The following is a 22,978-nucleotide window of genomic DNA, read 5'->3' as shown; positions in this document are numbered from 1 at the left end:
CGTTCCTGTAGCACTATGGGCGCCTCCAGCCGCGAACGGCGGAGACACCCGGCACCCGACAGCGACCACAGGAGCACCATGACCACGACCGTGATCACGCCGGAGCGCGCGGGCAGCCTGGCGGGGCTGTTCCGGGAACGCGTCGAGGCCAGCCCGCACAAGGTGGCCTACCGGCAGTTCGACGCAGCCCGGGGCTCCTGGACGCGAAGCACCTGGGCCGAAATGGCGTGCGAAGTCGGGCGCTGGCAGATGGCCCTGAAACGCGAGGGACTGGAACCCGGCGACCGGGTGGCGATGATGCTGCGCAACTGTCGCGAATGGATCACGTTCGACCAGGCAGCGCTGGGGCTGGGCCTGGTCACGGTTCCGCTGTACACCGACGATCGTCCGGACAATGTCGCCTATATCGTCGAGCAGGCCGGGGTGAAGCTCCTGCTGCTGGAGGACAGGACGCAATGGCAACGGCTGCTGCCGGTGCGGGACCGGCTACAGACGGTCACCACAATCGTCTCGCTGCGCGGTTTCGATGACGACAGCGTCCCCGGGGACCCCCGCCTGACAGCCGCTGCCGACTGGCTGTTCGGACTCGAAGGTGACCTCGTCACGCGGCTGGAGGAACCGGACAGCCTCGCCACGATCGTCTATACCTCGGGAACCACCGGGCGCCCGAAGGGCGTGATGCTGTCCCACCGCGCGCTGCTGTTCAATGCGCACGCGGCTTCCCGGTGCGCGCCCCTGGGGGGCGAAGACGTCTTCCTCTCGTTCCTGCCGCTGTCACATACGTTGGAACGCACCGCGGGGTGTTTCCTGCCCATGGTCGTCGGCGCGGAGGTGGTGTTTGCGCGCTCGATCCCGCAGCTCGCCGAAGACCTGCGGGTCGTGCAGCCGACGGTGCTGGTGTCCGTGCCGCGCATCTACGAGAGCGTCTACGCGAAGATCCAGGCCGGCCTGAAGCAGAAATCGGCTCTGGCCCGGCTCCTGTTCCGAACCACGGTCGATGCCGGATGGGCGCGATTCGAACACATCCAGCAACGTGCCGGCTGGTCGCCCCGCCTGCTGCTTTGGCCGTTGCTCGGGCGCCTGGTCGCGCACAAGGTACTGGAACGCCTGGGCGGGCGCCTGGAGTACGCCGTCTGCGGCGGTGCGCCGCTGCCCCCGTCCATCGCTCGCTTCTTCATCGGACTGGGGCTGCCGGTGTACCACGGCTACGGACTCACCGAGGCCAGCCCGGTGGTCACGGTGAACCGTCCCGATGAAAACCTGCCCGCGTCGATCGGCAAGCCGCTGCCGGGCGTCGAGATCCGGATCGGCGAGCAGGACGAACTGCTCACCCGCAGTCCCAGCGTGATGCTCGGCTACTGGCGGGACGACGAGGCCACCGCAGCCACGATCGACCCCGACGGCTGGCTGCATACCGGCGACAAGGCGCGGATCGACGCACAGGGCTTCGTGTTCATTACCGGGCGCATCAAGGACATCATCGTGCTCGGCAACGGCGAAAAGGTGCCGCCCGCCGACATGGAAATGTCCATCCAGCTCGACCCGCTGTTCGACCAGGTACTGGTGATCGGCGAGGGGCGTGCGTTCCTGTCCGCGCTGGTGGTGCTCGATGCCGCCGCCTGGCGCGAGTACGCACGCGAGCTCGACGTGAACCCGGACGGTGACGACGACCTTCGCAGCCGTTTCGTCGAACGCAGTCTGCTGGCACGCGTGCAGGCACAGCTCAAGGACTTTCCCGGCTATGCGCGGATCCGGCGGCTGACGGCATTGCGCGAGCCCTGGACGATCGACGATGGCCTGCTGACCCCCACGCTGAAGATGAAGCGCGAACGCATTCTGGCCCGCCACCGGGACGACGTGGAGCGGATGTACGCGGACTACGCGGAAAGCTGATCTTCTGAAGCGCGCCAGAACCGAACGGGTGGTCCAGCGATTCAGCGTGCGAGTACCCGGTCGATGCGCGCCACGGCCTCGGCGAGGCGCTCCCGAGGCTGCGTGTACGCGACCCGGAGATGGTCGGCGCCGCTGCTTGGACTGAAGTCGGTTCCGGGCGTGAGCGCGACCGCGGCCTCCTGCAGCAGCCGGGCGCAGAGTGCATCGGAGTCGAGGCCATGGCCGGTGCTGTCGGCGTAGATGTAGAACGCGCCCCCGGGCCGCGCGCGCACCGGCAGCCCCAGCGACGGAAGGGTCGACAGCAGGAAGTCGCGGCGATCACCGAGTTCCCGCACCTGGGCCTGCAGCAACGCCTCGGTCTCGGGATCGAAGGCCGCGAGCGCCGCCTCCTGGGCGAGCGTCGACGGGGCCACGAACAGGTTCTGCGCCAGCCTGCGTACCGGCTCGGTCCAGGTCTCGGGAACGATCATCCAGCCCAGCCGCCAGCCGGTCATCGCGTAGTACTTGGAAAAGCTGTTCAGGATCAGCGCGTTCGGCGCAACTGCGAGCGCGGTCTGCGGCGGACCGTCGAATACCAGCCGGCTGTAGATTTCGTCGACGATCAGCACCCCGTCGCGGGCGCACACCGTTTCCGAGATCGCGGCGATCTCGGCAGCGGGCAGCAGGGTGCCGGTCGGGTTCGACGGTGATGCGAGCATCACCGCCCGGGTCTCCGCGCTCCAGGCCGCGGCGATATGTCCCGCGGTCGGCTGAAAGTCCTGTTCCGCAGTGACCGGGAGCAGCTCCGCGCGCGCACCCAGCGCATGCACGAACTGGCGGTTGCAGGCATAGCCCGGGTCAGGCAGCAGCACGCCGTCACCCGGGTCGGTTCCGGCCGCGAGCGCCAGCAAGATCGCCGCCGACGCACCCGCGGTCACTACCACCCGCTCGGGATCCAGGTCCAGCCCGAACCGGCGCCAGTAGTCGTCCGCGATCGCCCTGCGCAGCGCCGTAGTGCCGTGCGCAGCGGTGTACCTCGTGCGGCCGGCGGCGAGCGCCCGCTGCGCGGCGGCCACGATCGGTCCGGGCGTCGGGAAATCGGGTTCGCCCACCTCCAAGTGGATCACGTCGGCGCCCGCCGCCTCGCGCTCCTGCGCCTGCGACAGAATCTGCATCACCCGGAACGGTTCCAGCGCCTGTGCTCGCGCGGACAACGTCGTCATCGGTCGCCCTCAGCGCCGCTTCACGTGCCGAAGCAGCCGCTTGCGCTTGCGCTGCTGGCGTTCGGTCAGCACGTTCCTGCGCCCGGCAAACGGGTTCTTGCCGCTGCGGAACTCGAGGCGCAGCGGCGTGCCGACCAGCCCCAGGTGCGTGCGGAAGAAATTTTCGAGGAAACGCCTGTAGCTACCCGGAAGCGACTCGGTCTGGTTGCCGTGGATCACGATCACCGGCGGATTCTGGCCGCCCTGGTGCGCGTATCGCAGCTTGATGCGGTGGTGCCCCACCAGCGGCGGTGCATGCTCGGCCACCGCCGACTCGAGCAGACGCGAAAGCCGCGGCGTGGACAGCTCGGCGAACGCGCTGGCGTAGGCCTCGCGCACGTCTTCGAGCAGGTGGCCGACATTGGTGCCGTGCAGCGCCGAGACCAGCCGCATGCGCGCGAAGCGCAGAAAGCCCAGCTTGCGCTCGAGGTCGACGCGCACGCGTTCGCGCAGATCCGGTTCCAGCCCATCCCACTTGTTCACCGCCAGCACCAGCGCCCGGCCCGCATCCAGCACCATGCCCAGCAGGTGCGCATCCTGATCCGCGATCCCCGCCTGCGCGTCGAGCACCATGATCACCACGTGCGCCGCCTCGATCGCCTGCAGCGTCTTGACGACACTGAACTTCTCGACCGTGTCCTGCACGCGGGCCCGGCGCCGCACACCGGCGGTGTCGATCAGCGTGTAGTCCTGGCCGTCGCGCTCGAACGGAATGAAGATGCTGTCACGCGTGGTTCCCGCGATCGGCGTCGCGACAACCCGTACCTCGCCCAGCAGCCGGTTGATCAGCGTGGACTTGCCGACGTTCGGGCGGCCCACCAGCGCGACGCGGATCCCGGGCCAGCGGTCCAGCGCCTCGTCGGAACCGGGAACGGCGGCCCCGGCCACTTCTCCAGCGTCCGCAACCAGCGTGTCGCGCACGCGCTGCATCAGCCCAGCGACACCACGCCCGTGCGCGGCCGCAATCGGTACGATGGCACCCAGACCCAGAGCATGGAACTCCGCGGTCGCCGAGTCGATGTCGAGTCCGTCGGTCTTGTTCGCGACCAGGAGGGCGCGTGCGCCCTGAGCGCGGAGATCGCGGGCGATCGCCTCATCCTGTGCGGTCAGGCCCGCGCGCGCGTCGACCAACAGCAGCACCAGGTCGGCCTCGCCGACCGCCTGCCGCGTCTGCTGGGCCATCGCCGCGTCCATCGCGTCGTCGTCGCCCGAGAGTCCGCCGGTATCGACGACCATGTACGGGAAGCCGCCGACGCGGCCGATCCCGTACTGCCGATCACGCGTCAGGCCCGGGAGATCCGCGACCAACGCGTCCCGGGAACGGGTCAGCTGGTTGAACAGCGTGGACTTGCCTACATTGGGTCGCCCAACCAGGGCGATCACCGGTATCATCGCAAGGGTCCGGAGCGCCGGGTCGGACAGCCCGGCACCGGAAGCGATCTCAGTCATCGCCGACGCGCGCACGGACCGCACTGAGTTGGCCATTGGCGGCCAGCACGTACAGCACGCCGTCACGCAGCACCGGCCGGCTCACGATCGCCCCCGAACCTGGACGGGTGCGTGCCACGATGCCGCCGTCGCGGACGCTGAGCCAGTGCAGATAACCCTGGTAGTCGCCCACCACGGCTTGGTCTCCGACCACCACCGGCGCGGTCAGGCCGCGCAGACGCAGATCCCGCTGCTGCCAGAGATCGCCGCCGTTGCGCGGATCTAGGCCCCAGACGTGACTGTCGCTCGCCGTCATCACCAGGGTCTCGAGTTCGGGATCGATATCACCACCCTGATAGGACGAGAACTCCCGGGCCCAGATCAGGTCACCGCTGTCCAGCGCCACTGCGGCCAGCCGGCCCTGGTAGGTGGCAGCGAAGGCCACGCCCCGGTACAGCGGGATGTGGCCGTCGGCATCGATCAGGCGTTCCAAATCCGAACGCCCCGACGGTACCGCCAGCGTCGCCTCCCACAGCGCGTTCCCGCGCCCGGCCCCGAGCATCATCATGCGCCCGTTGTCGAAACTCGCGAGCACCCGCCCGGGCAACATCAGCGGCACCTGGGCACCACGCAGGCTCAGTGCGGGCGTCGTCCGCAGCACGGTCCACTGGGCGGAACCCGAGGCCGCATCCAGCGCATGCAGACGTCCATCGTTGGTACGCGCGACCACCAATCCGCCGGCCACCTCCGAGATCCCGAGCACCTCGCTCGAGAGTTCGGCACGCCAGATCTCATCGCCATTGTCGAGGTTCAGCGCGATCGCCTCGCCGTCCAGCGTGCCGACGACGGCGACGCCGCCGCCGACACCGACCCCGGACGAGATGCGCACATCGCGCAGCCGCGTCTCCCAGCGCGGGCTGCCCGAATCACGGTCCAGCGCGGTCACACGCCCCCTGGCATCGGCGGCCACCACCAGACGGTCGGTCACGCCCGGCTGCACCTGCCAAAGGTAGCGGTCACCACTGCCTCCGATCGAGCGCGACCATAGTGTTACCGGGTTACCCAGCGCCGCGAACTCCGGTAGCGGAGCGGGCGGTTCGGTCGTATCCCTGGACCACAGACCACAGGCCGCCAGAGACAGGACCAGCACGGCCGCCAGCGAAAGACGCAGCGCAACGGAGATCATGGCGTCGGGTTCCCCTTATGCGGACAGTTCATCGAGCTTCAGGCGGAGATATTCGGTATTGTGCCCTGCCGCGAGGGCCTCTTCGTAGAACTCCCGCGCACGCTCGGTTTGCCCGCGGGCCCGGGCAACGTCACCGTGGAGTTCGGCCCGCAGACCGGCGAACGGCTCGTCACGGATCTCGCCCAGCAGCGCCTCGGCCTCATCGAACCGTTCCCCAACCACCAGGTGCCGGACCAGGCGCAGAGTGACCACCTGCCGGTAGCCCTTGTCGCGGGCGGCCTCCCGTGCCTGTTCCAGGGCATGGATCGCGCGCTGGTCATCCTCCTGCCGTACCGCCAGATCGGCGATCAGCGACCACCCCATCGCGGCATACGGGGTACGGCGCCCCTTCTCCACCAGTTCCGTGGCCAGGGCGGAAGCCTGCGCATGCTGGCCGGCATTGACATGCGACAGCACCGCCATGTAGATCTCCGAAGCAACCTCGGCCTTGGAGGCCTGACGGTCGGTCCACCAGTTCCACCCGAACAGTCCGGCGATGCCGAGCACCAGCCCGCCGATCACGGCCGCACCGTTGTCCGACCACCATTTCTTGATGGCCTCCGCTTTTTCCTCGTCGGTGAGGTAACTCATCGTCTGTTTCCTCCGGAGTGATTCCGGTTCATCGGTCCAGCCGGGCCTGCATCAGGGCGGCCAGGTCGTCCTGGGACACGGTCAGTTGACCCGCCCCGGGATCGCGCAACGCCTTGACCACAGCGGTACCGGCAGCGATTTCGTCCGGTCCGAGGATCACCGCGTAGCGAGCGCCGGTCCTGTCCGCCTTCTTCATCTGCGCCTTGATGCTGCCGCCACCGCAGTTGAGCACCAGACGCAGCCGGGGCAGCGTATCTCGCAAGCGCTCGGCCAGCACCAGCGCCTGGATCCGGGCATCGTCGCCGGGTACCACAAGATAGATGTCGGGGCCTTCCGGCGCCGGCGCCGCGGACTGCCCGGTCAGCAGGCTGACCAAGCGTTCGAGGCCCATGGCCAACCCGATCGCCGGAGTAGCACGCCCGCCCAGCTGTTCGACCAGGCCGTCGTAGCGCCCTCCGGCACAGACAGTCCCCTGCGCACCAAGTTCGTCGGTGATCCACTCGAACACGGTATGGGTGTAGTAATCCAGGCCACGGACCAGCCGGGGGTTATGGGTGTACGCGATCCCCAGCGCATCCAGATGCGCACGCAGCCCCTCGAAGTGTGCACGCGAGTCGGCGTCGAGATCGTCCAGCAGCGTCGGCGCCTCGCGTGCGATTGCCGCGGTATCCGGATGCTTGCTGTCGAGCAGACGCAGCGGGTTCTCGTGCAGGCGCCGCAGCGCTTCCGGATCCAGACCGTCCCGGCGCGCCTCGAAATAGCCGATCAGGCGTTCCCGATACCGAAGCCGGCTCGCCGGCGTACCGAGTGTGTTGAGCTCGAGGCGCAGGTTCCGGAGACCGAGCGCTTTCCACAGCCGCGCGGTGAACGCCAGCATCTCGGCGTCCACGTCCGGCCCCTGCAACCCGAAGACCTCCATGCCTACCTGGTGGAACTGCCGGTAGCGCCCCTTCTGGGGCCGCTCGTGCCGGAACATCGGCCCCTGATACCAGAGACGCTGTACTTGGTTGTGCAGCAGGCCATGCTCGATGCCTGCGCGCACGCAGCCCGCGGTGCCCTCCGGCCTCAGGCTGAGCCGGTCGCCGTTGCGGTCCTCGAAGGTGTACATTTCCTTCTCGACGATATCGGTGACATCACCGATGGAACGCGCGAACAGTTCGGTGAACTCGACCGCCGGAAGGCGGATCTCCTGGTAGCCGTAGGCATCGAGCAGCGCACGGAGCCGCCCCTCGAGGTGCTGCCACACGTGGACGGTTTCGGGCAGGGTGTCGTGCATCCCCCGGATCGATTGGATCGCCTTCATGGTTGGCAGCTCCTACCACCCCCGGTACGGGTGCGGGCGACCATCATTCGACTTCCACGCTGAATCGGGCGGTGCGGTCGCCGCGCGTGTGCGGCGCCAGATCGAGGGGCGCGGCGTCGCGCACCAGGCGCACGCCCGGTGCGTTGCCCAGCACCACCCGCGCCGGCAGTTCCACGACCACGCGCTGCTCGTCGCCCGCATGGTAGATACCGCGAAGTTCGACGCGGTCGGATGCCGAACGGACTTCCACCCACGAGGTGTCCTCGAACATCAGGCTCAGAACGGCGCTCTCCGTGTCCGGCCGCGCCACAGCGGGTTCCAGCGCTTCTGTCACCGCCGTATCCGGTACGGGCACTTCCGGCGAAGGCGCGTCAGTCTCGACCCCGGGGGGCGTCGCGGGAGCCGGGTCGGTGCCCGCGGGCTCCGGTTGCCGTGGTGGCGCGACCGTTTGCGGCGCTGCCGGGGAGCGCGCGCCCGCCGGCGCGGGATCCTGAAGCGGCGGAGCGGTCTCCAACTCGGCAGACGGTGCAATCGGCCCCGAAAGCGGCTCCAGAACCAGGGGCTCGGTCACCGGGCCCGGGGGTCGTCCATCCTCTCCCCGGGTGACGCCGATGCCTTCGTCCGAGGGCACTGCCGGGGCAGGCGATACGCCGGCAAGGGGCTCGTGGTCGGGCGCCACCGGTTCAGGCGGCGCGGACGCGAACCGGGACGGAATCTCGCCAACCCAGGTCACGAGGCGGGCCAGCGGATTCGTTCGTTCCGGCTCGCCCTCGGTCCAGGCATAGATGCCGAGGCCGAATGCGGTCACAAGGATCGCAGCCACCATCGTGTACCAGACCGCCCCGCTGAGCCCCCAATGCCCGGAAGGGTTGCGCTGCACCGTGGGCCGTACCACCGGGTCGGCATATCCCATCCCCTCGTAAGCCCGGATCCAGCCCTCGGCGTCGGCCCCCAGTTCCCGTGCAACCGCACGCAGGTAGCCGCGCACATACGCCGGGGGAATCGAATCGAAGCGGTTGGCTTCCATCGCCTCGATGATGCGTCGTGACAGGCGGGTACGCATCGCAAGGGTCCCAACGTCCAGCCCGCGACGTTCGCGGGCGCCGCGCATGCCCGCGCCCGGACTGCCGGCAAGGGGGTCCTGATCTCCTGTCGGTGGCGTCGGCTGAGGCACGCGGGTATTCAACCCACCTACCGCCGGTATGCCCGCGTCGGATGCGTCGGGAGTCGGCACCCGGTCCCGCTTGCTCCGGTCTGCGGAAAGCCCGGTCACGACCGCTGCGGCATACTCGTCCTCGCTGCGCGGGTTGCCGCTGTGCAGCCGCGTGCCGGCGGACAGGTCGCCCGTGTCGTCGACGTCGTCGAGATGCCCGAACACTGGCTCCTTCTCCCTGCGTTCAACCACGGCCCGGTTCCTCGCGCAGGAGTCTTGCCGCCTCGTCGCTGTCCCGGAAGTCCCGCTTCAGGCGGTCGGCGCAGCGCCGCGCATCCTCGGCATTGCCCAGCTGCCTCTCGGACTGGTAACAGAGAAGCAGCGACTCCGGCGTCACGATCCCCTGGGCCTCGAGCCGGGACAGGAACGCCCGGGTCTGGAACGGCCGCCCGTCCTCGAAAGTCAACAGCGCCAGTTCGTACAGGGCATCCGGGAATTGCGGATCGATCCGGAGTGCTTCGCGCATGCGTTCTTCCGCTCGTTCGGTGTCGCCGGCACGCGCATGACATTTCCCTGCGTTCAGTAGCGCGACAGCGCGCGCGGAATACGACGGGTTGGCGGTCGCCCGTTCCAGCAATTCGAGGCCCTCGCGAACCTCGCCCTGGCGGCAGAGCAGATCGCCCAGGTTGGTCTGCACATAGGGGTCGCGGCGATCCAGCGACAACGCGCGCCGGTAATGTTCCTCGGCAGAGTCCAGCGCCCCCTGCCGTTCGCGCAGCGAGGCCATGCCCAGATGCGCCAGTGCGAGGTTGGGATTGAACTGCAGCGCGCGATCCAGCGAGCGCTGGGCCTGGGTCAGCTCGTTCTGACGTAGGTAACTGATCCCCAGCTCCGCGTTGATCTCTGCTGCCCGACGCTGGTCCACCGAGGCCTGCGGCTGCAGTCCCGCGCAGCCTGCGAGCAACCCAGCGGCCAGCAGCCAGGATCCGGTGGCGAATGCCCGGCCGCCCGACCGTAGCGCGTGCAGCCGGCTCATGCGCGGACACCCATCGGCTGCGGAAGATCCGCGTGGAGCCGGATCATGCGCGCTCCGCGTCCGCTGCGGTCGGCGACCTCGCCGACCAACTGCCCGCAGGCTGCATCGATGTCGTCGCCGCGCGTCCGGCGCACGATCGTCACGAAACCGGCATCGTCGAGCAGCTTCTCGAACACGCGCACCGCGTTCGACGACGGCCGAACGAACGGAGAACCAGGGAAAGGATTAAACGGGATCAGGTTGATTTTACAAGGAACATCCCTGAGCAGCGCCATCAACTCCCGCGCATGCCTGGGCTGATCGTTGATCCCAGCCAGCAGCACGTACTCAAAGGTCACCCGATGGTGCCGTGCCCCGTCACGGGTATAGCGCCGGCAGGCATTGAGCAGCTCGTGGATCGGATACTTGCGATTGATCGGTACCAGGCGGTTACGCAGGGCGTCGTTCGGCGCATGCAGGCTCACCGCCAGCGCCACGTCGGTGGCCGCACCCAGGCGATCCAGCGCCGGCACCAGGCCCGACGTGCTCACCGTGACCCGCCGCTTGCTGAGCCCGTAGGCGTTATCGTCCAGCATCAGGTCGATCGCGTCGACAACCGCATCGAGGTTCGCCAGCGGCTCCCCCATGCCCATGAACACCACGTTGGTAACCGCCCGCGAGCGGCCTTCCGGAACCGGAACACGCTGGTTGGCCAGCCACAGCTGCCCGATGATCTCGTGCGCGCTCAGGTTGCGGTTGAACCCCTGCTGCGCGGTCGAGCAGAACGTACAGTCGAGCGCACATCCGACCTGCGAAGAGATGCACAGCGTTCCGCGGTCGTCTTCCGGGATGTAGACGGTCTCGATAGCGTTCCCGTCCGCCAGACGCAGCACCCACTTCACCGTACCGTCATCCGAGCGCCGCTCCAGCGCGATCTCGGGCAGTTCGACAGCCGCCAGCAGACCAAGTTGCTCGCGCAGCGTCTTGGAAAGGTCGGTCATTGCGGCAAAGTCGGTGACGCCACGCTGGTGGATCCATTTGACCAGCTGGGTCGCACGAAACCCGCGCTCACCCCAGCTCTCGAACTGGCCGGCAAGGCGCTGGCGCGGCATTCCCAGCAAATTCAGTCGGTTGGCGGGCGATACTGACATGGCTTCTGTTCAGGCAGCGAGAGCGCTAGTGTAATGCACCGAAGGCTCGAGCGCATTCGCGGCCACCGGCAGACGGTGCTTGACCGCCAGACCCGCTGGCCGTATCCGACCGGACCCCGGGGTACATACCGCCATCAGGGACCCGGGGCCTCTTCCCGCTAGCGGGTGCGTGGACAAATGGCGCTGTCGTCGAAAAAGAAGGCGATCTCGGTCTTCGCGGTATCCGGGCCATCGGAGCCGTGGACTGCGTTCTCGTCGATGCTGGTCGCGAAGTCCGCCCGGATGGTTCCCGGGGCCGCTTCCTTCGGGTTGGTGGCGCCCATGATGTCACGATGCCGCCGAATCGCATCGTCACCTTCCAGCACCTGCACCATCACCGGACCCGAGATCATGAAATCCACCAGATCCCGGAAAAACGGGCGTTCCTGGTGCACCGCGTAGAAGCCCTCGGCCTGGTCGCGGCTCAGGTGCAGCATGCGCGCGGCCACGATCCGCAGCCCCCCCTTCTCGAACCGGCTGTAGATGTCGCCGATCACGTTCTTGGCGACCGCGTCGGGCTTGATGATGGACAGGGTACGCTCCTGGGCCACAGGTGATCTCCTCGATGGTGTTTGAAAACAAGAACCCGCCAGGCGGCGGGTCCATAACGCTGCAATCGCGGCGTAGTCTAGCGGCAGCCCGGACGCAGGGCAACGAACCGGACGCAGGCAGGCCCCGAACTCGCGCGAGGATGCGTTGGAACGGGTTATGACCGACGTTATCGGGACTTGGAGCCAGTGTCGGCCGAGGCCGCGATCGGAATGGCCGCCTGGCCATCGCCGGATTCCGGTACACGTTCGCGCGCCGCGCGCGCCTCCCGATACCGGTGCAGCACGTCGGCCAGCGAGCGCTCGCTCAGGAAGCTTTCGACCTGTTGGCTCAAGTCAGTCCACAGGTCATGCGTCAGGCACTGCGAGCGATGGGTACAGTTGGCCTGCCCTCCGCAACGGGTCACGTCCACCGGTTCGTCAACCGCCAGGATGATCTCGGCCACCGTGATCGCGTCGGACCGGCGACTCAGGCGATAGCCGCCACCGGGCCCCCGGCTGCTGCTCACCAGCCCCTTGCGCCGCAGGCGCGCGAAGAGCTGCTCGAGGTAGGAGAGCGACAGGTGCTGCCGCCTGGCCACGTCGGCAAGGGACACCGGCCGCTGCTCCGCATGCATCGCGACATCGAGCATTGCAGTCACGGCGTAACGTCCCTTCGTGGTCAGTTTCATCGCGGTCACGCACTCCGGTATCCAGGCAGAGAATGGTACCGAATGGAGTCGATCAGGTATTTCCCGAGGTCTTGCGTGGGGGAATTTCGCACTCCTCGGGTTCAAGCCCCTCGAGATCGCAGTTGGAAATCGGATGCAGTTCTTCATCGGCCCCGATGTCGATCCCCGCCTTTTTCAGCGCTTCACAGGCGCGTTCCATCCGCTCGTCGACCTCGTGCAGGTGATCCACGATCCGGTGAATCGCGTTGGCCACCGGGTCCGGCATGTCGCGGGTCAGACCGTAGGCATCGAAACCCATCCGGTCGGCCATCGCCTTGAACCGAGGATTCGGCTCCGGCCGTGGACCGAGCACCCGCGCGGGGATCCCGACGGCCGTTGCGTCGGCGGGCACGTCTCGCAGCACCACCGCGTTCGACCCGATCCGCGCCCGCGTCCCGATGTGGACCGGCCCCAGCACCTTCGCGCCGGCACCGATCACCACGCCATCGTCCAGCGTCGGGTGACGCTTGCCCTTGTCCCAACTGGTCCCGCCGAGGGTCACCTGGTGGTACAGCGTGCAGTCGTCGCCGATCTCGGCGGTCTCCCCGATCACCACACCCATACCGTGGTCGATGAAGAAGCGGCGCCCGATCCGTGCCCCGGGGTGAATCTCGATGCCGGTAATCAGGCGCCCGACGTTTGCCAGCACCCGGGCCAGCCAGCGGAGCTTCCAGCGCCAGAGTCCGTGGGCGAGACGATGCACCCAGACGGCATGAAGGCCGGGGTAAGCCGTGAACACTTCGAACGAGTTCCGCGCGGCCGGGTCGCGAGCGAATACACACTGGATGTCTTCACGTAGCCGCTGGAACATGGGGAGCGCCATCGCAATCGGGACAGGATTCTACGATATCACGACCCGGTTCGCGGGCGTCCTCCACCGCGTTCCGTGTGCGTCAGGATCCCGCGCAGGATGCGCACCTCGTTGGCCGTGAGACCGGCACGCTGATACAGATGCCGCAACCGGCGCATCAGGTGGCGCGGTTTCTCCGGATCGAGGAATTCGATCTGCACCAACACCCGCTGATAGTGCTCGAACAGGGCCTCCATTTCGGCCTGCGTCGCGTGGCGTTCCACGCCGCCGCCGGGCGCGCTGCCGGAATCTCCCACCAGCGCCGCGGTCCGGCAGGCGTACGCCAGCACCTGGACGGCGGCCGCAAGATTGAGCGAGCTGAAACCTGGGTCGGTGGGAATCTGCACAAGCGCGGTGCAGCGATCCAGTTCGGCGTTGGTCAGCCCGCTGCTTTCCCGGCCGAAGACGAGCGCCACGGATCCCCCGGATGCACGGGCGATCAGTTCCCGCGCCGCCGGCTCGGGATCGAACACCGGCACCGAATGGCCGCGCCGCCGGGCGCTGGTTCCGACCACCCAGACGCAATCGGCGACCGCATCCTCAAGCCGCGTCAGCACCCGGGCCCGCGCCAGCAGGTCGTCCGCGCCTGCCGCCAGTGCTGTCGCCTCGGCTGCGGGGAAACGCTGCGGATCCACCAGTACCAGATCCGACAACCCCATGGCCTTCATCGCCCGGGCCACGGAACCGATGTTACCCGGGTGCGATGTACCCACCAGCACCACACGGATGCGGCCGAGTTGATCCTCCATGGCGCCGTACACTCCCCCTGTTACGTGATCCGGAAGGGTTCATCGGGGCTACCGGCGCCGGGATGCCCCGCCCCGCGGCGGAGATCCGGATGACGGTCCCGGTGCGCGGCCGGCGGGACAGCGCATGGTCGCGGGAGCGGCGAGCGCCGAACGACGCGCGGCGCCACAGCCCAGAAATGGTACGCCGAGATGCGAACGCCACGGGCCGGCGGCGTCCTGACTGCTGCACCGGAACCGCTGCAGCGTCGCGAATCCCTGAATCGAACGCCCCCGCCCGGGACCGGAACGCCAGTTGGCCGCACTCAGTCGTCGGCCAGGGGCCGCGTCGGTCCATCGCCGGCACGGGGGCCACTGGCAGCAGCGGCCCCCAGCAGCGACTTCAGCGCCCGCGTGAAAGCCTGCGCGGCCTCCGGACCGTCGATCGCCACGACCTGGTCCTGGGCCCACTTGCGGTTGGTCGGGCCAAGCACATCGGTGACCCGGTCTCCGAGCACGCAGAGCATCGAAAACCCGGGGCCTTCCTGCTCGCTGTAGCTGCACTCGGCATAGAGGCCCGTGCGTTCGTTCAGCTTGTCGATGAACTGCTCCCGGTATTGCCCCGGCCCCTGGGCATCGCTGCGGTTCTCATCGACCAGCCCCGACAGCCGCAGCGCCATCGCCGTGATGAAGCGGCCGCGCTCGTCGTCGTCCAGCCGCTCGTAGGCCACGCGATCCGCCACCAGCACCAGGAAGGCGACGAACTCTTCGATGATGTCCAGCCGCTGGGCCCGCGACGTCGTCTCGAACCCCTCGTTTTCGAGGTTCAGCACGCCGTTGCAGGCGGCGCGCCACGCGTTCGACGCAGCCGCGGTCGCCAGATCCTCAAGACTGCGCTCGCGTCCGCCCTGCTTCCACCGCCCCCTCAGGCGCAGGCTCATGCGGCCTCCCGCAACCGGGCGTGGACCCCGTCCCAGAACTCGATTCGCGCCTCCAGCGCAGTGCCGGCCGCAGCTCGGGCCTCGGCGAGCCTGGTCGGGTCCCCGGCGCACAGCAGATCCAGCATCCGCAGCGACATCGGCCCGTGAAAGTCCTCGTCGAGGTGGATGTGCCGGTTGAGATAGAAATGGAACTGCGGGGCCGCGCCGGACCCGACCCCCATCTCGCGCAGGAAGCTGCGGAACATCCCCGGAATCACGTGTTCACGCCCGAGGGCCAGCGCGGCGGCCACCACGTGCGGCTTGCCACTGGCGATGAAGTCAAAGGTGGAACGCATGAAACGGGCCGCCGGTTCCGGTGCGATCCCCGCAGCCAGCGCTGCATCGATCCCCCGTTCCGAGGCCATCGCCACGAATCGCCGCGGGCGTTCGGGATCCGCACCAAGTTCCTCCATCGCTTCACAGTACAGTTCGAAGTGACTCATGTGGCGGTCCACGCCGCCGGGACCCGGCACCGCGTCGGACTCCTCTTCCAGCACGAGTTCGTTGATGAACCGGCGTACCGCGGCATCTCCGCTTGGCGTCCACGGCTGCCGCACTGGTGCCAGATGCCCTTGCAGGTACTTGATCAGGGACATGAAATCCCAGACCGAATAGACATGATGTTCCATGAAATGGCGCAGCGCATCGAGATCGCGCAGACCATAGACCGGATGCTCGTCGAGGCGCTTGCGCAGCGGCTCGAGAACCTTCGGGTCGAAACCGGTAGGCTGGGGCATGGGGATACCCTGGGCGGTGGGCATTGCGGGGCAAGACGGCAACGTGGAGGTGCCGGGAACACGGTGGATGCGGCCCGGTTGCATACCGTCCGCATCCATCCGGTCGGAACTCAGCGGTGCGAGCCCTTATCCTCGTGGGCAATATCCACCAGCTGCATCGCGATGTCGCGATAACGCTTGTGGTAGCCATGAAGGGGATGACCCTCGGGCGCAATGTAGTAGTCGACCGGATCGACACCGTTCTGGTGCTCGTATTCCATGAAACGCTTCTGCATTTCCAGCATTTCCTTGATCAGTGCCTGCTTATTGCTCATGGTTGCGTGTCTCCAAGGTGGTGGGGTGGCAGTCGCACAAACCCCGTGGCCAGCGCGACTCTAACACCGGCCGACGGGGCGCTTAACCTCCCTTAGGGGATAGGTCGCCGGCGCGGGGTTGCGTCAGTATCCGCCCTTGCGCCGGCTCTCGGGCAGGCCGGCGATACGGCCACCCTGCTTGCTGGGATCGAGCGGGAAGAGGTCATAGACGGTCTTGGCATCGACGCTCTTGTCGCTCCAGAGCTGCTGCATGGCCTTGACGATGGTCCGCGTGTTGGGCTGGTTTTCGCCATTGTTGACGTACTCGTCGCGAAGGTAGCGGATCAGGTCCCAGTGCCGCTGAGTCAGCGTGATGCCTTCCTTCGCGGCGATGGCTTCCGCAACCTTCTCGCTCCAGTCCGACAGTTCCTCGAGATACCCGTTCGCGTTCGTGGCGATGGTGTTGCCATCGACTTCCAGACTCATCTGGTCTTCCTCCCTTGACTTCGGTCATACAGGTTTCACGGTGGGTTCGGGATCCGTCCCCGGGAAACTCCCCCGGGCAGCCCCAGATCCCGGATACTGCTACTGCGTTGAAACCGCCGGACACGCATGCCGAGGCCCGGCGGAGCATGCCTCACAGATGACGGGCACCCCGGTTATCCCGCCCCGGGAACCGGCGCAATGTCCTTGTGCCCGATGAACAGGCCACAACCCAGCGCCTGATCGGATCCGACGCCGCTGCGCTGCAGTCGCAGCGACGACTGGGCGTCGAGTTCCGCGACCATCAGGCTGCGCGTGTGCAGCAATCCGCCCGGCACCCGCAGCACGTGACTCAGGCCACTCAGCAGCTTGGAAGCCGGCACGCCGATGCGCCCCAGTTCGGCCGCCATCTCGGCAAGGAACGCCGGCTCGTCCTGTTCCGGATCCGCAACGACGTGGCGGGCGAACACCACCGGCAAGGGTTCCAGCGGAATCACATTCATCGGCCCCACGCCGATCCCGAACCCCGACACCTCGAGCGTCCGGCCGATCAGCGTCGCGGCCTCGTCGACGCGCGCCACGGGCACGCGCAGCCGCAGCCGGGCCCGCCGGGACAGGTGCAGCAGGTCGCGCTCCGGATCCTGCGGACGCATCCACCCGTTGCCGGACTCCGCGCCGTGAATCAGATGCACGCCCGCGTGGTCCTCGGTGCCCAGCCAGGGCAGCAGCTCGAGCAGCGCCGAAGACAACGCATGCGCATGATCCAGAGGCAGGCGGGGGCAGTCGATCCGATACGCGACGTCGACGACGTCACGCAGCCCGGCGAGTTCGTCCCGCGGCGAATCGTCCCAGAACATCCCGGCTCCCATTCAGCCGCTCGCCGAGGTAAAGGCCGCCTCGATGCGCTCCTCCCAGTCCATCGGCGTGTCCGGGAACGGGGGCCGCACATCGGAACTCAGGAAGCGTTCCCCCTCGCGGGCACGCTCACGCACGAGTTCCAGCAGCTGTTCGAAGGATTCGAGATCCTGGTTCTGCATCAGCATCTCGCTCAGCCAAATCATCGCAATACCTCAGGTTTCCGCCACACGGTCCAGGAATCGGACACGGTAGACCAGTCGCTGCCGGCCGCCCTCCGCATCGTCCCGGAACCCCGTACGGTTGTGCAGCACATTATTACAAAGGAGTCCCTCGCCGGGTGCGAGCCGGCACCGGAACACCGGAACGTCTTCCGACTCGAGCATCTGCGTGATCCGAGCGGCCGCCTCCCGCGTCGTTGCGTCGTCGCGCCAGCGCACGTTCCGTCCGCGCGCGGTATAACGCATGTGCAGCGCCCCAGTCGCCGGATCCACGCTGAACACCGGACCGGTCCGCTCCGGACGCAGCACCTGCCCATCCTGGACATTGGCGGGAATCGTCAGTGCCTCGGGGTGCATCAGCGCCGCCAGGTACTCGGGATAGCGGTCGCGCAGCGCAATGTACAGCATCTCGTGGTCGACGAGTCCGTTCTCGCCACCTTCAGCCGCATCGCGTGCGCAGTGCAGCAGCATCGCGCGGATGGTCCGTGCCGACTCGTTGTAGTAGCCGTCGCAATGCCAGCTCAGCGGGCGATCGGTATAGGGGATGTAGTCGGCCTGGTGACCATTGCCGTCGCTGACCTGCAATTCGCTGACCCCGTCGTCGTCGGCACACAGGTGCTCGTCGACGCGCTCCAGCCCCAGCGCCCGCCCGAACGCACGCACCGACCCTCGGTCGGTGCCGGGCGCCCGGCACCGGTAGATCACCATGTTCGCCCGCTGGATCGCGTCGGTCAGCGCCGCGCGTTCCCCGGCGCTCGGGCGGGCGATGTCTTCCACGTCCACCGTCACCGCGCCCAGCGCTTGCGGAAAGCGGCGCAGCTTGTCGGCCCGCCAGCGTCGATAGGCTGCATCGTCACCGAGGTCAAAAGGCCTCCCGGCGGGCGCAGCGTGCTGGTGTTGAGGTGTGGCACTGGTCATCATTTGTTCGACGCGTTATGGTCTTCTGGCCGCACATCGAGCCGACCATCGGGCGCGGACCTCCCGAAAGCAGGACGCGGCCTGCGGTGGGCGCAGTGTAGTGCGCTGCAGGATCACCACAACTATCCTTCCGGGATAGAGGGCTTTCCGGCGGGCGGATGGCGCCCCGACCCCGCCGCCGACGCGGAATTGATGCGGGCCGGGCGACCCCGTCGCGACGCCTCGACACCGCGCCTCGGCATTCCCCGGGCCCCGTATATCTCGGGAGGGATAGAGCCCCCCCATTACCCTCCCCCATGAGTAGGATGTTTTCGCCGCTCGCTGGATCCTAGAGTAACCGACCGTGTGACGAGGGATCCTCGCCGCGGGATCGCCTCCGCAGTGGCAAAAGCGGCCAAGCCGAACCCTCGACGACGGGCTCGAACCGGCTAAACTATCGCAACGTGTCGACCCGAGTGACTCGAGCCGGCCCGCATCCAGAACCCGAACAAGGAGACCGCCATGGCGAACCAACATCATCCGACCCCCATGCTCGACGAGTTGGAAAACGGCCCCTGGCCGAGCTTCATCTCGGGAATCAAGCGCCTTCGTGACGAACATCCGGATGACCGGATCAAGAACGTGAGCAACGACCTGCTGGGTCAGCTCGAGCATTCCTACGAAACCCGCAAGGGCTACTGGAAGGGCGGCACGGTGTCGGTATTCGGCTACGGTTCCGGGATCATCCCGCGCTTCTCCGAGGTCGCCAAGTCGTTCCCCGAGTCGCGCGAGTTCCACACCGTGCGGGTACAGCCGCCGGCCGGCAACTTCTACACCACCGACATTCTGCGCCAGCTCGCCAACAGCTGGGAGAAGTTCGGGTCGGGCCTGGTGACCTTCCATGGCCAGACCGGCAACGCGATGTTCATCGGCGTGAACACCACGAACACCCAGTCCTTCTTTGACGAAATCAACGAATACGGCTTCGACCTCGGCGGCGCCGGCCCCTGCGTGCGTACCGGCATGTCCTGTGTTGGCGCGGCGCGCTGCGAGCAGTCCTGCGCGAACGAGCAGCGCATCCACCGCACGCTGCTGAACCGCTTCACCGACGACGTGCACCGCCCGTCGCTGCCGTACAAGTTCAAGTTCAAGGTGTCCGGCTGCCCGAACGACTGCGTGAACGCGATCGAGCGCTCCGACTTTGCGGTGATCGGCACCTGGCGCGACGACATCAAGATCGACCAGGAAGAGGTCAAGAACTTCGTCGCCGAGTACGGCCGCGACAAAGTCCACCTGGACGTGATCAACCGCTGTCCCAGCAAGTGCATGACGCTGAACGAGGACAACACCCTGTCCATCGACAATGGCAACTGCGTGCGCTGCATGCACTGCATCAACGTGATGACCAAGGCACTGTCCCCCGGGGACGACCAGGGCGTGACTATCCTCGTCGGCGGCAAGCGCACGCTGAAGATCGGCGACCTGATGGGTACCGTGATCGTGCCGTTCATGAAGCTCGAGACCGAAGAGGACTACCAGGGTCTGGTCGAACTCGCCGAGAACATCATCGACTTCTGGGCGGAGAACGGACTGGAACACGAGCGCTGCGGCGAGATGATCGAGCGCATCGGCCTGGTGAACTTCCTGAAGGGCATGGGCCTGGAGGCCGACCCGAACATGGTCAACCATCCGCGCCTGAGCTCCTACATCCGCATGGACGAGTACGACGAGGCTGCGGAGAACTACCTGCGCCACAAGATGGAACAGCGGCAGGCCGCCGCGGGTTGATCCCGCGGTTCTCCACCCTGACCGAACCCAACGCATTAGAGAGATAGCGGGAGTAATCGATGTCACAACCAGCCATGCGTCCGCCGATCGAATCCGGTTGCCCGGACGGTTTCCAGTACATGCATCCGGTGATGCGCCGCAACTTCGGCATGTGGAAGTACCACGAGCATCCCCGGCCCGGCGTCCTGCTTCACGTTTCCGACATGGGCGAGAAGATCTGGACCGTCAAGGCCGGAACCCAGCGCATCCTTGACGTGTTCACGCTGCGCAAGCTTTGCGATATCGGTGACCAGTACGCCGACGGCTACGTGCGCTTCACCATCCGCTCGAACCTCGAGTACATGGTCGCCGACGAGGCCAAGGTCGAGCCGCTGATCAACGCACTGGAAGATGCCGGGTTCGTCGTGGGCGGCACGCGCAACTCCGTATCGATGATCTCGCACACCCAGGGCTGGCTGCACTGCGACATCCCCGGCACCGACGCTTCCGGCGTGGTGAAGGCGATGATGGACGAACTGATCGACGAGTTCCGCAACTGCAACATGCCGAACCGCGTGCACATCACCACCTCGTGCTGCCAGATCAACTGCGGCGGCCAGGGCGACATCGCGATCAACGTCCAGCACACCAAGCCCCCGAAGATCAACCACGACCTGGTGGCCAACGTCTGCGAACGCCCGTCGGTCGTCGCCCGCTGCCCGGTCGCCGCAATCCGCCCGGCACTGGTGAACGGCAAGCCGTCGCTCGAAGTCGACGAGAAGAAGTGCATCTGCTGTGGCGCCTGCTACCCGCCCTGCCCCCCGATGCAGATCAACGATGCCGAGCACACCAAGTTCGCGATCTGGGTCGGCGGCAACCACTCCAACGCCCGCGGCAAGCCGACGTTCCAGAAGCTGGTCGCGTCCGGGATTCCGAACAACCCGCCGCGCTGGCCGGAGGCCACCGCGATCGTGAAGCGGATCCTGAAGGTGTACCAGGAAGACGGTCAGGACTGGGAGCGCATCAACGACTGGATCGAGCGCATCGGCTGGCCCGCGTTCTTCGAAAAGACCGGGCTGCCGTTCACCCGGTACCACATCGAGAACTGGCGCGGCGCGCGCAACAGCCTGAACGCGTCGACCCACATCCGGTTCTGATCCGGGCCGAATCCCCGACCCGGCAGAGGTTGAACCGGCGGCCCCCAGGGCCGCCGGTTCGTCAACAGGCTCAACAGGAATGCACCGAATGAAATACGGAATTCTGGTCAACGAGGGCCCGTATCAGCACCAGGCCTCGGACACCGCCTACCAGTTCGCGAAGGCCGCGCTCGACAAGGGCCACGAGGTCTTCCGCGTGTTCTTTTATCATGACGGCGTGAACAACGGCACCCGCTTCGGCGTGCCACCGCAAGATGACCGCAACATCACCACGCGTTGGACCGAAATGGCCGAACAGCATGGTGTCGACATGGTAATCTGCATCGCCGCCGCACAGCGCCGCGGTCTGCTCGATGAGGGCGAGGCCAAGCGTCAGGGCAAGGACGGTGACAACATCGCCCCCGGTTTTCGGATCTCCGGCCTCGGCCAGCTGATCGAGGCAGGGATCCAGTGCGACCGCCTGGTGGTGTTCGGCGACTGACACCGCAACGGGCCGACCCGCACCGGCCGGCTTCGTGCTGGTGCGCCCGCATCCGGGGAGCCGGCCACGCAACCATCATCATCGAAGGTAGAACGAAATGTCAGAACCTTGGGAAGAAGAAGGTCCAGGCACGATCAAGAAGTTCATGTACGTGAACCGCAAGGCACCGTACGGAACCATCTATGCGCTGGAATCGCTGGAAGTCGTGCTGATCGCAGCCGCCTTCGAACAGGACGTCAGCATGGTCTTCCTGGACGACGGCGTGTACCAGCTGAAGAAGGGGCAGGAAACGCAGGGAATCGGGATGAAGAACTTCTCGCCCACCTACCGCGCCCTGGAGGGCTACGACGTCGAGAAGCTCTACGTCGAAGCCGAGTCACTGGCCGAACGTGGACTCTCCGAGGATGACCTGCTGGTCCCGGTCGAGGTCATGGGGCGCGAGGCCCTGACCGAGCTGATGGAAGAGCAGGACGTCATTCTGAGTTTCTGAGGGAGTTGTCATGAGCATGCTGCACACCGTCAACAAATCGCCGTTCGAGCGCAATACCCTCGCGTCCTGCCTGGGTCACGCGAAAGCCGGTTCCGACATCCTGCTGATCGAGGACGGCGTCTACGCGTCCGTCCGGGGTACCTCCCACGAGGATATGGTCCGTAGTGCCGTAGGTCAGCACAATGTATTCGTCCTCGGGCCGGATCTGCTCGCCCGCGGCATGAACCCCGAACAGCTCATCGAGGGCATAGCGGTCGTGGACTACGGCGATTTCGTCGACCTGACCGCAAAGCACGACAAGGTTCAGGCTTGGCTCTGAGTCCGGACCGGTCCGCACATCCATCCGAAACGCAAGCAAACAGGAGTCTCTCATGCCAATCGAAGTCAACGGCAAGACCTACGAAACCGACGAAGAGGGCTACCTCGCCAACCTGAACGACTGGAACCCCGACCTGGCCACCGCGATGGCCAAGGCCGACGGTGCCGACCTCGACGAAAACCATTGGGAAGTCATCAACTTCCTGCGCGAGTACTACGAGGAATACCAGATTGCCCCGGCCGTCCGCGTGCTGACCAAGGCGATCGGCAAGAAGCTCGGGCCGGACAAGGGCAACAGCAAGTACCTGTACGAGTTGTTCCCGTACGGCCCCGCGAAGCAGGCCTGCAAATACGCCGGGCTGCCGAAGCCGACCGGCTGCGTCTGAACCATCTGCACGACCCCTCCGGGTGGGGTCCCACCCCACCC

General features: G+C 66.8%; 26 protein-coding genes. 7 read left to right on the top strand and 19 right to left on the bottom strand.

The genetic code is table 11. The annotated features are described in order from the left end of the window. Nucleotides 1-78: 78 nt before the first annotated feature. The gene (locus TVNIR_RS04105) at nt 79-1,893 is read left to right on the top strand and encodes an AMP-dependent synthetase/ligase (RefSeq protein ID WP_043739270.1); all 1,815 of its coding nucleotides are present in this window, start codon (nt 79-81) and stop codon (nt 1,891-1,893) included. 41 nt (nt 1,894-1,934) lie between these two features. Here TVNIR_RS04105 and TVNIR_RS04100 read toward each other — a convergent pair whose 3' ends face one another. From TVNIR_RS04100 to TVNIR_RS04010, 19 genes are all read right to left on the bottom strand, one after another. Beyond that, a complete protein-coding gene (locus TVNIR_RS04100; RefSeq protein WP_015257713.1) occupies nt 1,935-3,095 on the bottom strand; it encodes an aminotransferase class I/II-fold pyridoxal phosphate-dependent enzyme in 1,161 nt (386 codons plus the stop codon). A gap of 9 nt (nt 3,096-3,104) precedes the next feature. After that, complete coding sequence (gene der / locus TVNIR_RS04095; RefSeq protein ID WP_043740150.1) at nt 3,105-4,526, bottom strand: ribosome biogenesis GTPase Der; 1,422 nt, start codon at nt 4,524-4,526, stop codon at nt 3,105-3,107. A 49-nt stretch (nt 4,527-4,575) separates the two neighbouring features. Further along, on the bottom strand, nt 4,576-5,748 hold the full coding sequence (bamB, locus tag TVNIR_RS04090; protein WP_015257711.1) for an outer membrane protein assembly factor BamB: 1,173 nt from the start codon (nt 5,746-5,748) through the stop codon (nt 4,576-4,578). A gap of 15 nt (nt 5,749-5,763) precedes the next feature. Next, nucleotides 5,764-6,378 (bottom strand): YfgM family protein, encoded by a 615-nt coding sequence (locus tag TVNIR_RS04085; protein ID WP_015257710.1) that lies wholly within the window; start codon nt 6,376-6,378, stop codon nt 5,764-5,766. A 28-nt stretch (nt 6,379-6,406) separates the two neighbouring features. Then, complete coding sequence (gene hisS / locus TVNIR_RS04080) at nt 6,407-7,681, bottom strand: histidine--tRNA ligase (protein WP_015257709.1); 1,275 nt, start codon at nt 7,679-7,681, stop codon at nt 6,407-6,409. 43 nt (nt 7,682-7,724) lie between these two features. Continuing rightward, nucleotides 7,725-9,086, bottom strand: a complete 1,362-nt coding sequence (locus TVNIR_RS04075; RefSeq protein WP_157092182.1) for a helix-turn-helix domain-containing protein — start codon at nt 9,084-9,086, stop codon at nt 7,725-7,727. Further along, nucleotides 9,079-9,870 carry a type IV pilus biogenesis/stability protein PilW gene (gene pilW, locus TVNIR_RS04070; RefSeq protein WP_015257707.1) on the bottom strand — a complete coding sequence of 264 codons (792 nt, stop codon included), beginning with the start codon at nt 9,868-9,870 and terminating at the stop codon, nt 9,079-9,081. Before pilW ends, TVNIR_RS04075 begins: the two co-directional genes overlap by 8 nt. Beyond that, nucleotides 9,867-11,000 carry a dual-specificity RNA methyltransferase RlmN gene (gene rlmN / locus TVNIR_RS04065; RefSeq protein ID WP_015257706.1) on the bottom strand — a complete coding sequence of 378 codons (1,134 nt, stop codon included), beginning with the start codon at nt 10,998-11,000 and terminating at the stop codon, nt 9,867-9,869. The genes pilW and rlmN overlap by 4 nt, the downstream gene beginning before the upstream one ends. A 158-nt stretch (nt 11,001-11,158) precedes the next feature. Next, on the bottom strand, nt 11,159-11,590 hold the full coding sequence (gene ndk, locus TVNIR_RS04060; protein WP_015257705.1) for a nucleoside-diphosphate kinase: 432 nt from the start codon (nt 11,588-11,590) through the stop codon (nt 11,159-11,161). 167 nt (nt 11,591-11,757) lie between these two features. Next, nucleotides 11,758-12,258 carry an Rrf2 family transcriptional regulator gene (locus TVNIR_RS04055; protein WP_043739266.1) on the bottom strand — a complete coding sequence of 167 codons (501 nt, stop codon included), beginning with the start codon at nt 12,256-12,258 and terminating at the stop codon, nt 11,758-11,760. 52 nt (nt 12,259-12,310) lie between these two features. Continuing rightward, the gene (gene cysE, locus TVNIR_RS04050) at nt 12,311-13,108 is read right to left on the bottom strand and encodes a serine O-acetyltransferase (RefSeq protein ID WP_015257703.1); all 798 of its coding nucleotides are present in this window, start codon (nt 13,106-13,108) and stop codon (nt 12,311-12,313) included. Nucleotides 13,109-13,146: 38 nt separating this feature from the next. Beyond that, nucleotides 13,147-13,896: an RNA methyltransferase gene (locus TVNIR_RS04045; RefSeq protein WP_015257702.1), complete on the bottom strand. Its 750-nt coding sequence runs from the start codon at nt 13,894-13,896 to the stop codon at nt 13,147-13,149. 302 nt (nt 13,897-14,198) lie between these two features. After that, the gene (locus tag TVNIR_RS04040) at nt 14,199-14,813 is read right to left on the bottom strand and encodes a hypothetical protein (RefSeq protein ID WP_015257701.1); all 615 of its coding nucleotides are present in this window, start codon (nt 14,811-14,813) and stop codon (nt 14,199-14,201) included. Then, nucleotides 14,810-15,589 carry a DUF3050 domain-containing protein gene (locus TVNIR_RS04035; RefSeq protein WP_015257700.1) on the bottom strand — a complete coding sequence of 260 codons (780 nt, stop codon included), beginning with the start codon at nt 15,587-15,589 and terminating at the stop codon, nt 14,810-14,812. The genes TVNIR_RS04040 and TVNIR_RS04035 overlap by 4 nt, the downstream gene beginning before the upstream one ends. Before the next feature lie 110 nt (nt 15,590-15,699). Next, nucleotides 15,700-15,903, bottom strand: a complete 204-nt coding sequence (locus tag TVNIR_RS04030) for a hypothetical protein (protein WP_015257699.1) — start codon at nt 15,901-15,903, stop codon at nt 15,700-15,702. A gap of 123 nt (nt 15,904-16,026) precedes the next feature. Beyond that, nucleotides 16,027-16,368 carry a TusE/DsrC/DsvC family sulfur relay protein gene (locus TVNIR_RS04025; RefSeq protein WP_015257698.1) on the bottom strand — a complete coding sequence of 114 codons (342 nt, stop codon included), beginning with the start codon at nt 16,366-16,368 and terminating at the stop codon, nt 16,027-16,029. Nucleotides 16,369-16,541: 173 nt separating this feature from the next. Further along, entirely contained in the window at nt 16,542-17,222 is a 681-nt protein-coding gene (gene cas6, locus TVNIR_RS04020; RefSeq protein WP_015257697.1) for a type I-MYXAN CRISPR-associated protein Cas6/Cmx6, read from the bottom strand. Nucleotides 17,223-17,234: 12 nt separating this feature from the next. Beyond that, the gene (locus TVNIR_RS04015; RefSeq protein ID WP_015257696.1) at nt 17,235-17,426 is read right to left on the bottom strand and encodes a hypothetical protein; all 192 of its coding nucleotides are present in this window, start codon (nt 17,424-17,426) and stop codon (nt 17,235-17,237) included. A 9-nt stretch (nt 17,427-17,435) separates the two neighbouring features. After that, complete coding sequence (locus TVNIR_RS04010; protein WP_015257695.1) at nt 17,436-18,359, bottom strand: TauD/TfdA family dioxygenase; 924 nt, start codon at nt 18,357-18,359, stop codon at nt 17,436-17,438. A gap of 501 nt (nt 18,360-18,860) precedes the next feature. Here TVNIR_RS04010 and dsrA point away from each other — a divergent pair. From dsrA to TVNIR_RS03980, 6 genes are all read left to right on the top strand, one after another. Beyond that, the gene (gene dsrA / locus TVNIR_RS04005; RefSeq protein WP_015257694.1) at nt 18,861-20,126 is read left to right on the top strand and encodes a dissimilatory-type sulfite reductase subunit alpha; all 1,266 of its coding nucleotides are present in this window, start codon (nt 18,861-18,863) and stop codon (nt 20,124-20,126) included. A 59-nt stretch (nt 20,127-20,185) separates the two neighbouring features. Continuing rightward, entirely contained in the window at nt 20,186-21,262 is a 1,077-nt protein-coding gene (dsrB, locus tag TVNIR_RS04000; RefSeq protein ID WP_015257692.1) for a dissimilatory-type sulfite reductase subunit beta, read from the top strand. 88 nt (nt 21,263-21,350) lie between these two features. After that, the gene (tusD, locus tag TVNIR_RS03995) at nt 21,351-21,743 is read left to right on the top strand and encodes a sulfurtransferase complex subunit TusD (RefSeq protein WP_015257691.1); all 393 of its coding nucleotides are present in this window, start codon (nt 21,351-21,353) and stop codon (nt 21,741-21,743) included. Nucleotides 21,744-21,840: 97 nt separating this feature from the next. Beyond that, entirely contained in the window at nt 21,841-22,233 is a 393-nt protein-coding gene (gene tusC / locus TVNIR_RS03990) for a sulfurtransferase complex subunit TusC (RefSeq protein WP_015257690.1), read from the top strand. 10 nt (nt 22,234-22,243) lie between these two features. Beyond that, nucleotides 22,244-22,552, top strand: a complete 309-nt coding sequence (gene tusB, locus TVNIR_RS03985; protein ID WP_211263144.1) for a sulfurtransferase complex subunit TusB — start codon at nt 22,244-22,246, stop codon at nt 22,550-22,552. A gap of 52 nt (nt 22,553-22,604) precedes the next feature. Next, nucleotides 22,605-22,937 carry a TusE/DsrC/DsvC family sulfur relay protein gene (locus TVNIR_RS03980; RefSeq protein WP_015257688.1) on the top strand — a complete coding sequence of 111 codons (333 nt, stop codon included), beginning with the start codon at nt 22,605-22,607 and terminating at the stop codon, nt 22,935-22,937. Nucleotides 22,938-22,978 lie beyond the last annotated feature (41 nt).

It is taken from the genome of Thioalkalivibrio nitratireducens DSM 14787, from assembly GCF_000321415.2.
Taxonomy (GTDB): domain Bacteria; phylum Pseudomonadota; class Gammaproteobacteria; order Ectothiorhodospirales; family Ectothiorhodospiraceae; genus Thioalkalivibrio; species Thioalkalivibrio nitratireducens.
The sequence above is the reverse complement of the archived record's forward strand: the minus strand, read 5'-3'. Positions and strand labels throughout refer to the sequence as shown.

Coding starts and splice junctions, on each gene's coding strand:
- TVNIR_RS04040 (WP_015257701.1), bottom strand. CDS start 14,813: ATGAGCCTGCGCCTGAGGGGGCGGTGGAAGCAGGGCGGACGCGAGCGC.
- TVNIR_RS03980 (WP_015257688.1), top strand. CDS start 22,605: ATGCCAATCGAAGTCAACGGCAAGACCTACGAAACCGACGAAGAGGGC.
- TVNIR_RS04055 (WP_043739266.1), bottom strand. CDS start 12,258: ATGAAACTGACCACGAAGGGACGTTACGCCGTGACTGCAATGCTCGAT.
- tusD (WP_015257691.1), top strand. CDS start 21,351: ATGAAATACGGAATTCTGGTCAACGAGGGCCCGTATCAGCACCAGGCC.
- TVNIR_RS04025 (WP_015257698.1), bottom strand. CDS start 16,368: ATGAGTCTGGAAGTCGATGGCAACACCATCGCCACGAACGCGAACGGG.
- dsrA (WP_015257694.1), top strand. CDS start 18,861: ATGGCGAACCAACATCATCCGACCCCCATGCTCGACGAGTTGGAAAAC.
- TVNIR_RS04015 (WP_015257696.1), bottom strand. CDS start 17,426: ATGATTTGGCTGAGCGAGATGCTGATGCAGAACCAGGATCTCGAATCC.
- rlmN (WP_015257706.1), bottom strand. CDS start 11,000: ATGTCAGTATCGCCCGCCAACCGACTGAATTTGCTGGGAATGCCGCGC.
- TVNIR_RS04035 (WP_015257700.1), bottom strand. CDS start 15,589: ATGCCCCAGCCTACCGGTTTCGACCCGAAGGTTCTCGAGCCGCTGCGC.
- TVNIR_RS04085 (WP_015257710.1), bottom strand. CDS start 6,378: ATGAGTTACCTCACCGACGAGGAAAAAGCGGAGGCCATCAAGAAATGG.
- TVNIR_RS04105 (WP_043739270.1), top strand. CDS start 79: ATGACCACGACCGTGATCACGCCGGAGCGCGCGGGCAGCCTGGCGGGG.
- cysE (WP_015257703.1), bottom strand. CDS start 13,108: ATGTTCCAGCGGCTACGTGAAGACATCCAGTGTGTATTCGCTCGCGAC.
- hisS (WP_015257709.1), bottom strand. CDS start 7,681: ATGAAGGCGATCCAATCGATCCGGGGGATGCACGACACCCTGCCCGAA.
- cas6 (WP_015257697.1), bottom strand. CDS start 17,222: ATGTTCTGGGACGATTCGCCGCGGGACGAACTCGCCGGGCTGCGTGAC.
- der (WP_043740150.1), bottom strand. CDS start 4,526: ATGATACCGGTGATCGCCCTGGTTGGGCGACCCAATGTAGGCAAGTCC.
- tusC (WP_015257690.1), top strand. CDS start 21,841: ATGTCAGAACCTTGGGAAGAAGAAGGTCCAGGCACGATCAAGAAGTTC.
- TVNIR_RS04010 (WP_015257695.1), bottom strand. CDS start 18,359: ATGACCAGTGCCACACCTCAACACCAGCACGCTGCGCCCGCCGGGAGG.
- tusB (WP_211263144.1), top strand. CDS start 22,244: ATGAGCATGCTGCACACCGTCAACAAATCGCCGTTCGAGCGCAATACC.
- bamB (WP_015257711.1), bottom strand. CDS start 5,748: ATGATCTCCGTTGCGCTGCGTCTTTCGCTGGCGGCCGTGCTGGTCCTG.
- TVNIR_RS04045 (WP_015257702.1), bottom strand. CDS start 13,896: ATGGAGGATCAACTCGGCCGCATCCGTGTGGTGCTGGTGGGTACATCG.
- pilW (WP_015257707.1), bottom strand. CDS start 9,870: ATGAGCCGGCTGCACGCGCTACGGTCGGGCGGCCGGGCATTCGCCACC.
- TVNIR_RS04100 (WP_015257713.1), bottom strand. CDS start 3,095: ATGACGACGTTGTCCGCGCGAGCACAGGCGCTGGAACCGTTCCGGGTG.
- TVNIR_RS04030 (WP_015257699.1), bottom strand. CDS start 15,903: ATGAGCAATAAGCAGGCACTGATCAAGGAAATGCTGGAAATGCAGAAG.
- dsrB (WP_015257692.1), top strand. CDS start 20,186: ATGTCACAACCAGCCATGCGTCCGCCGATCGAATCCGGTTGCCCGGAC.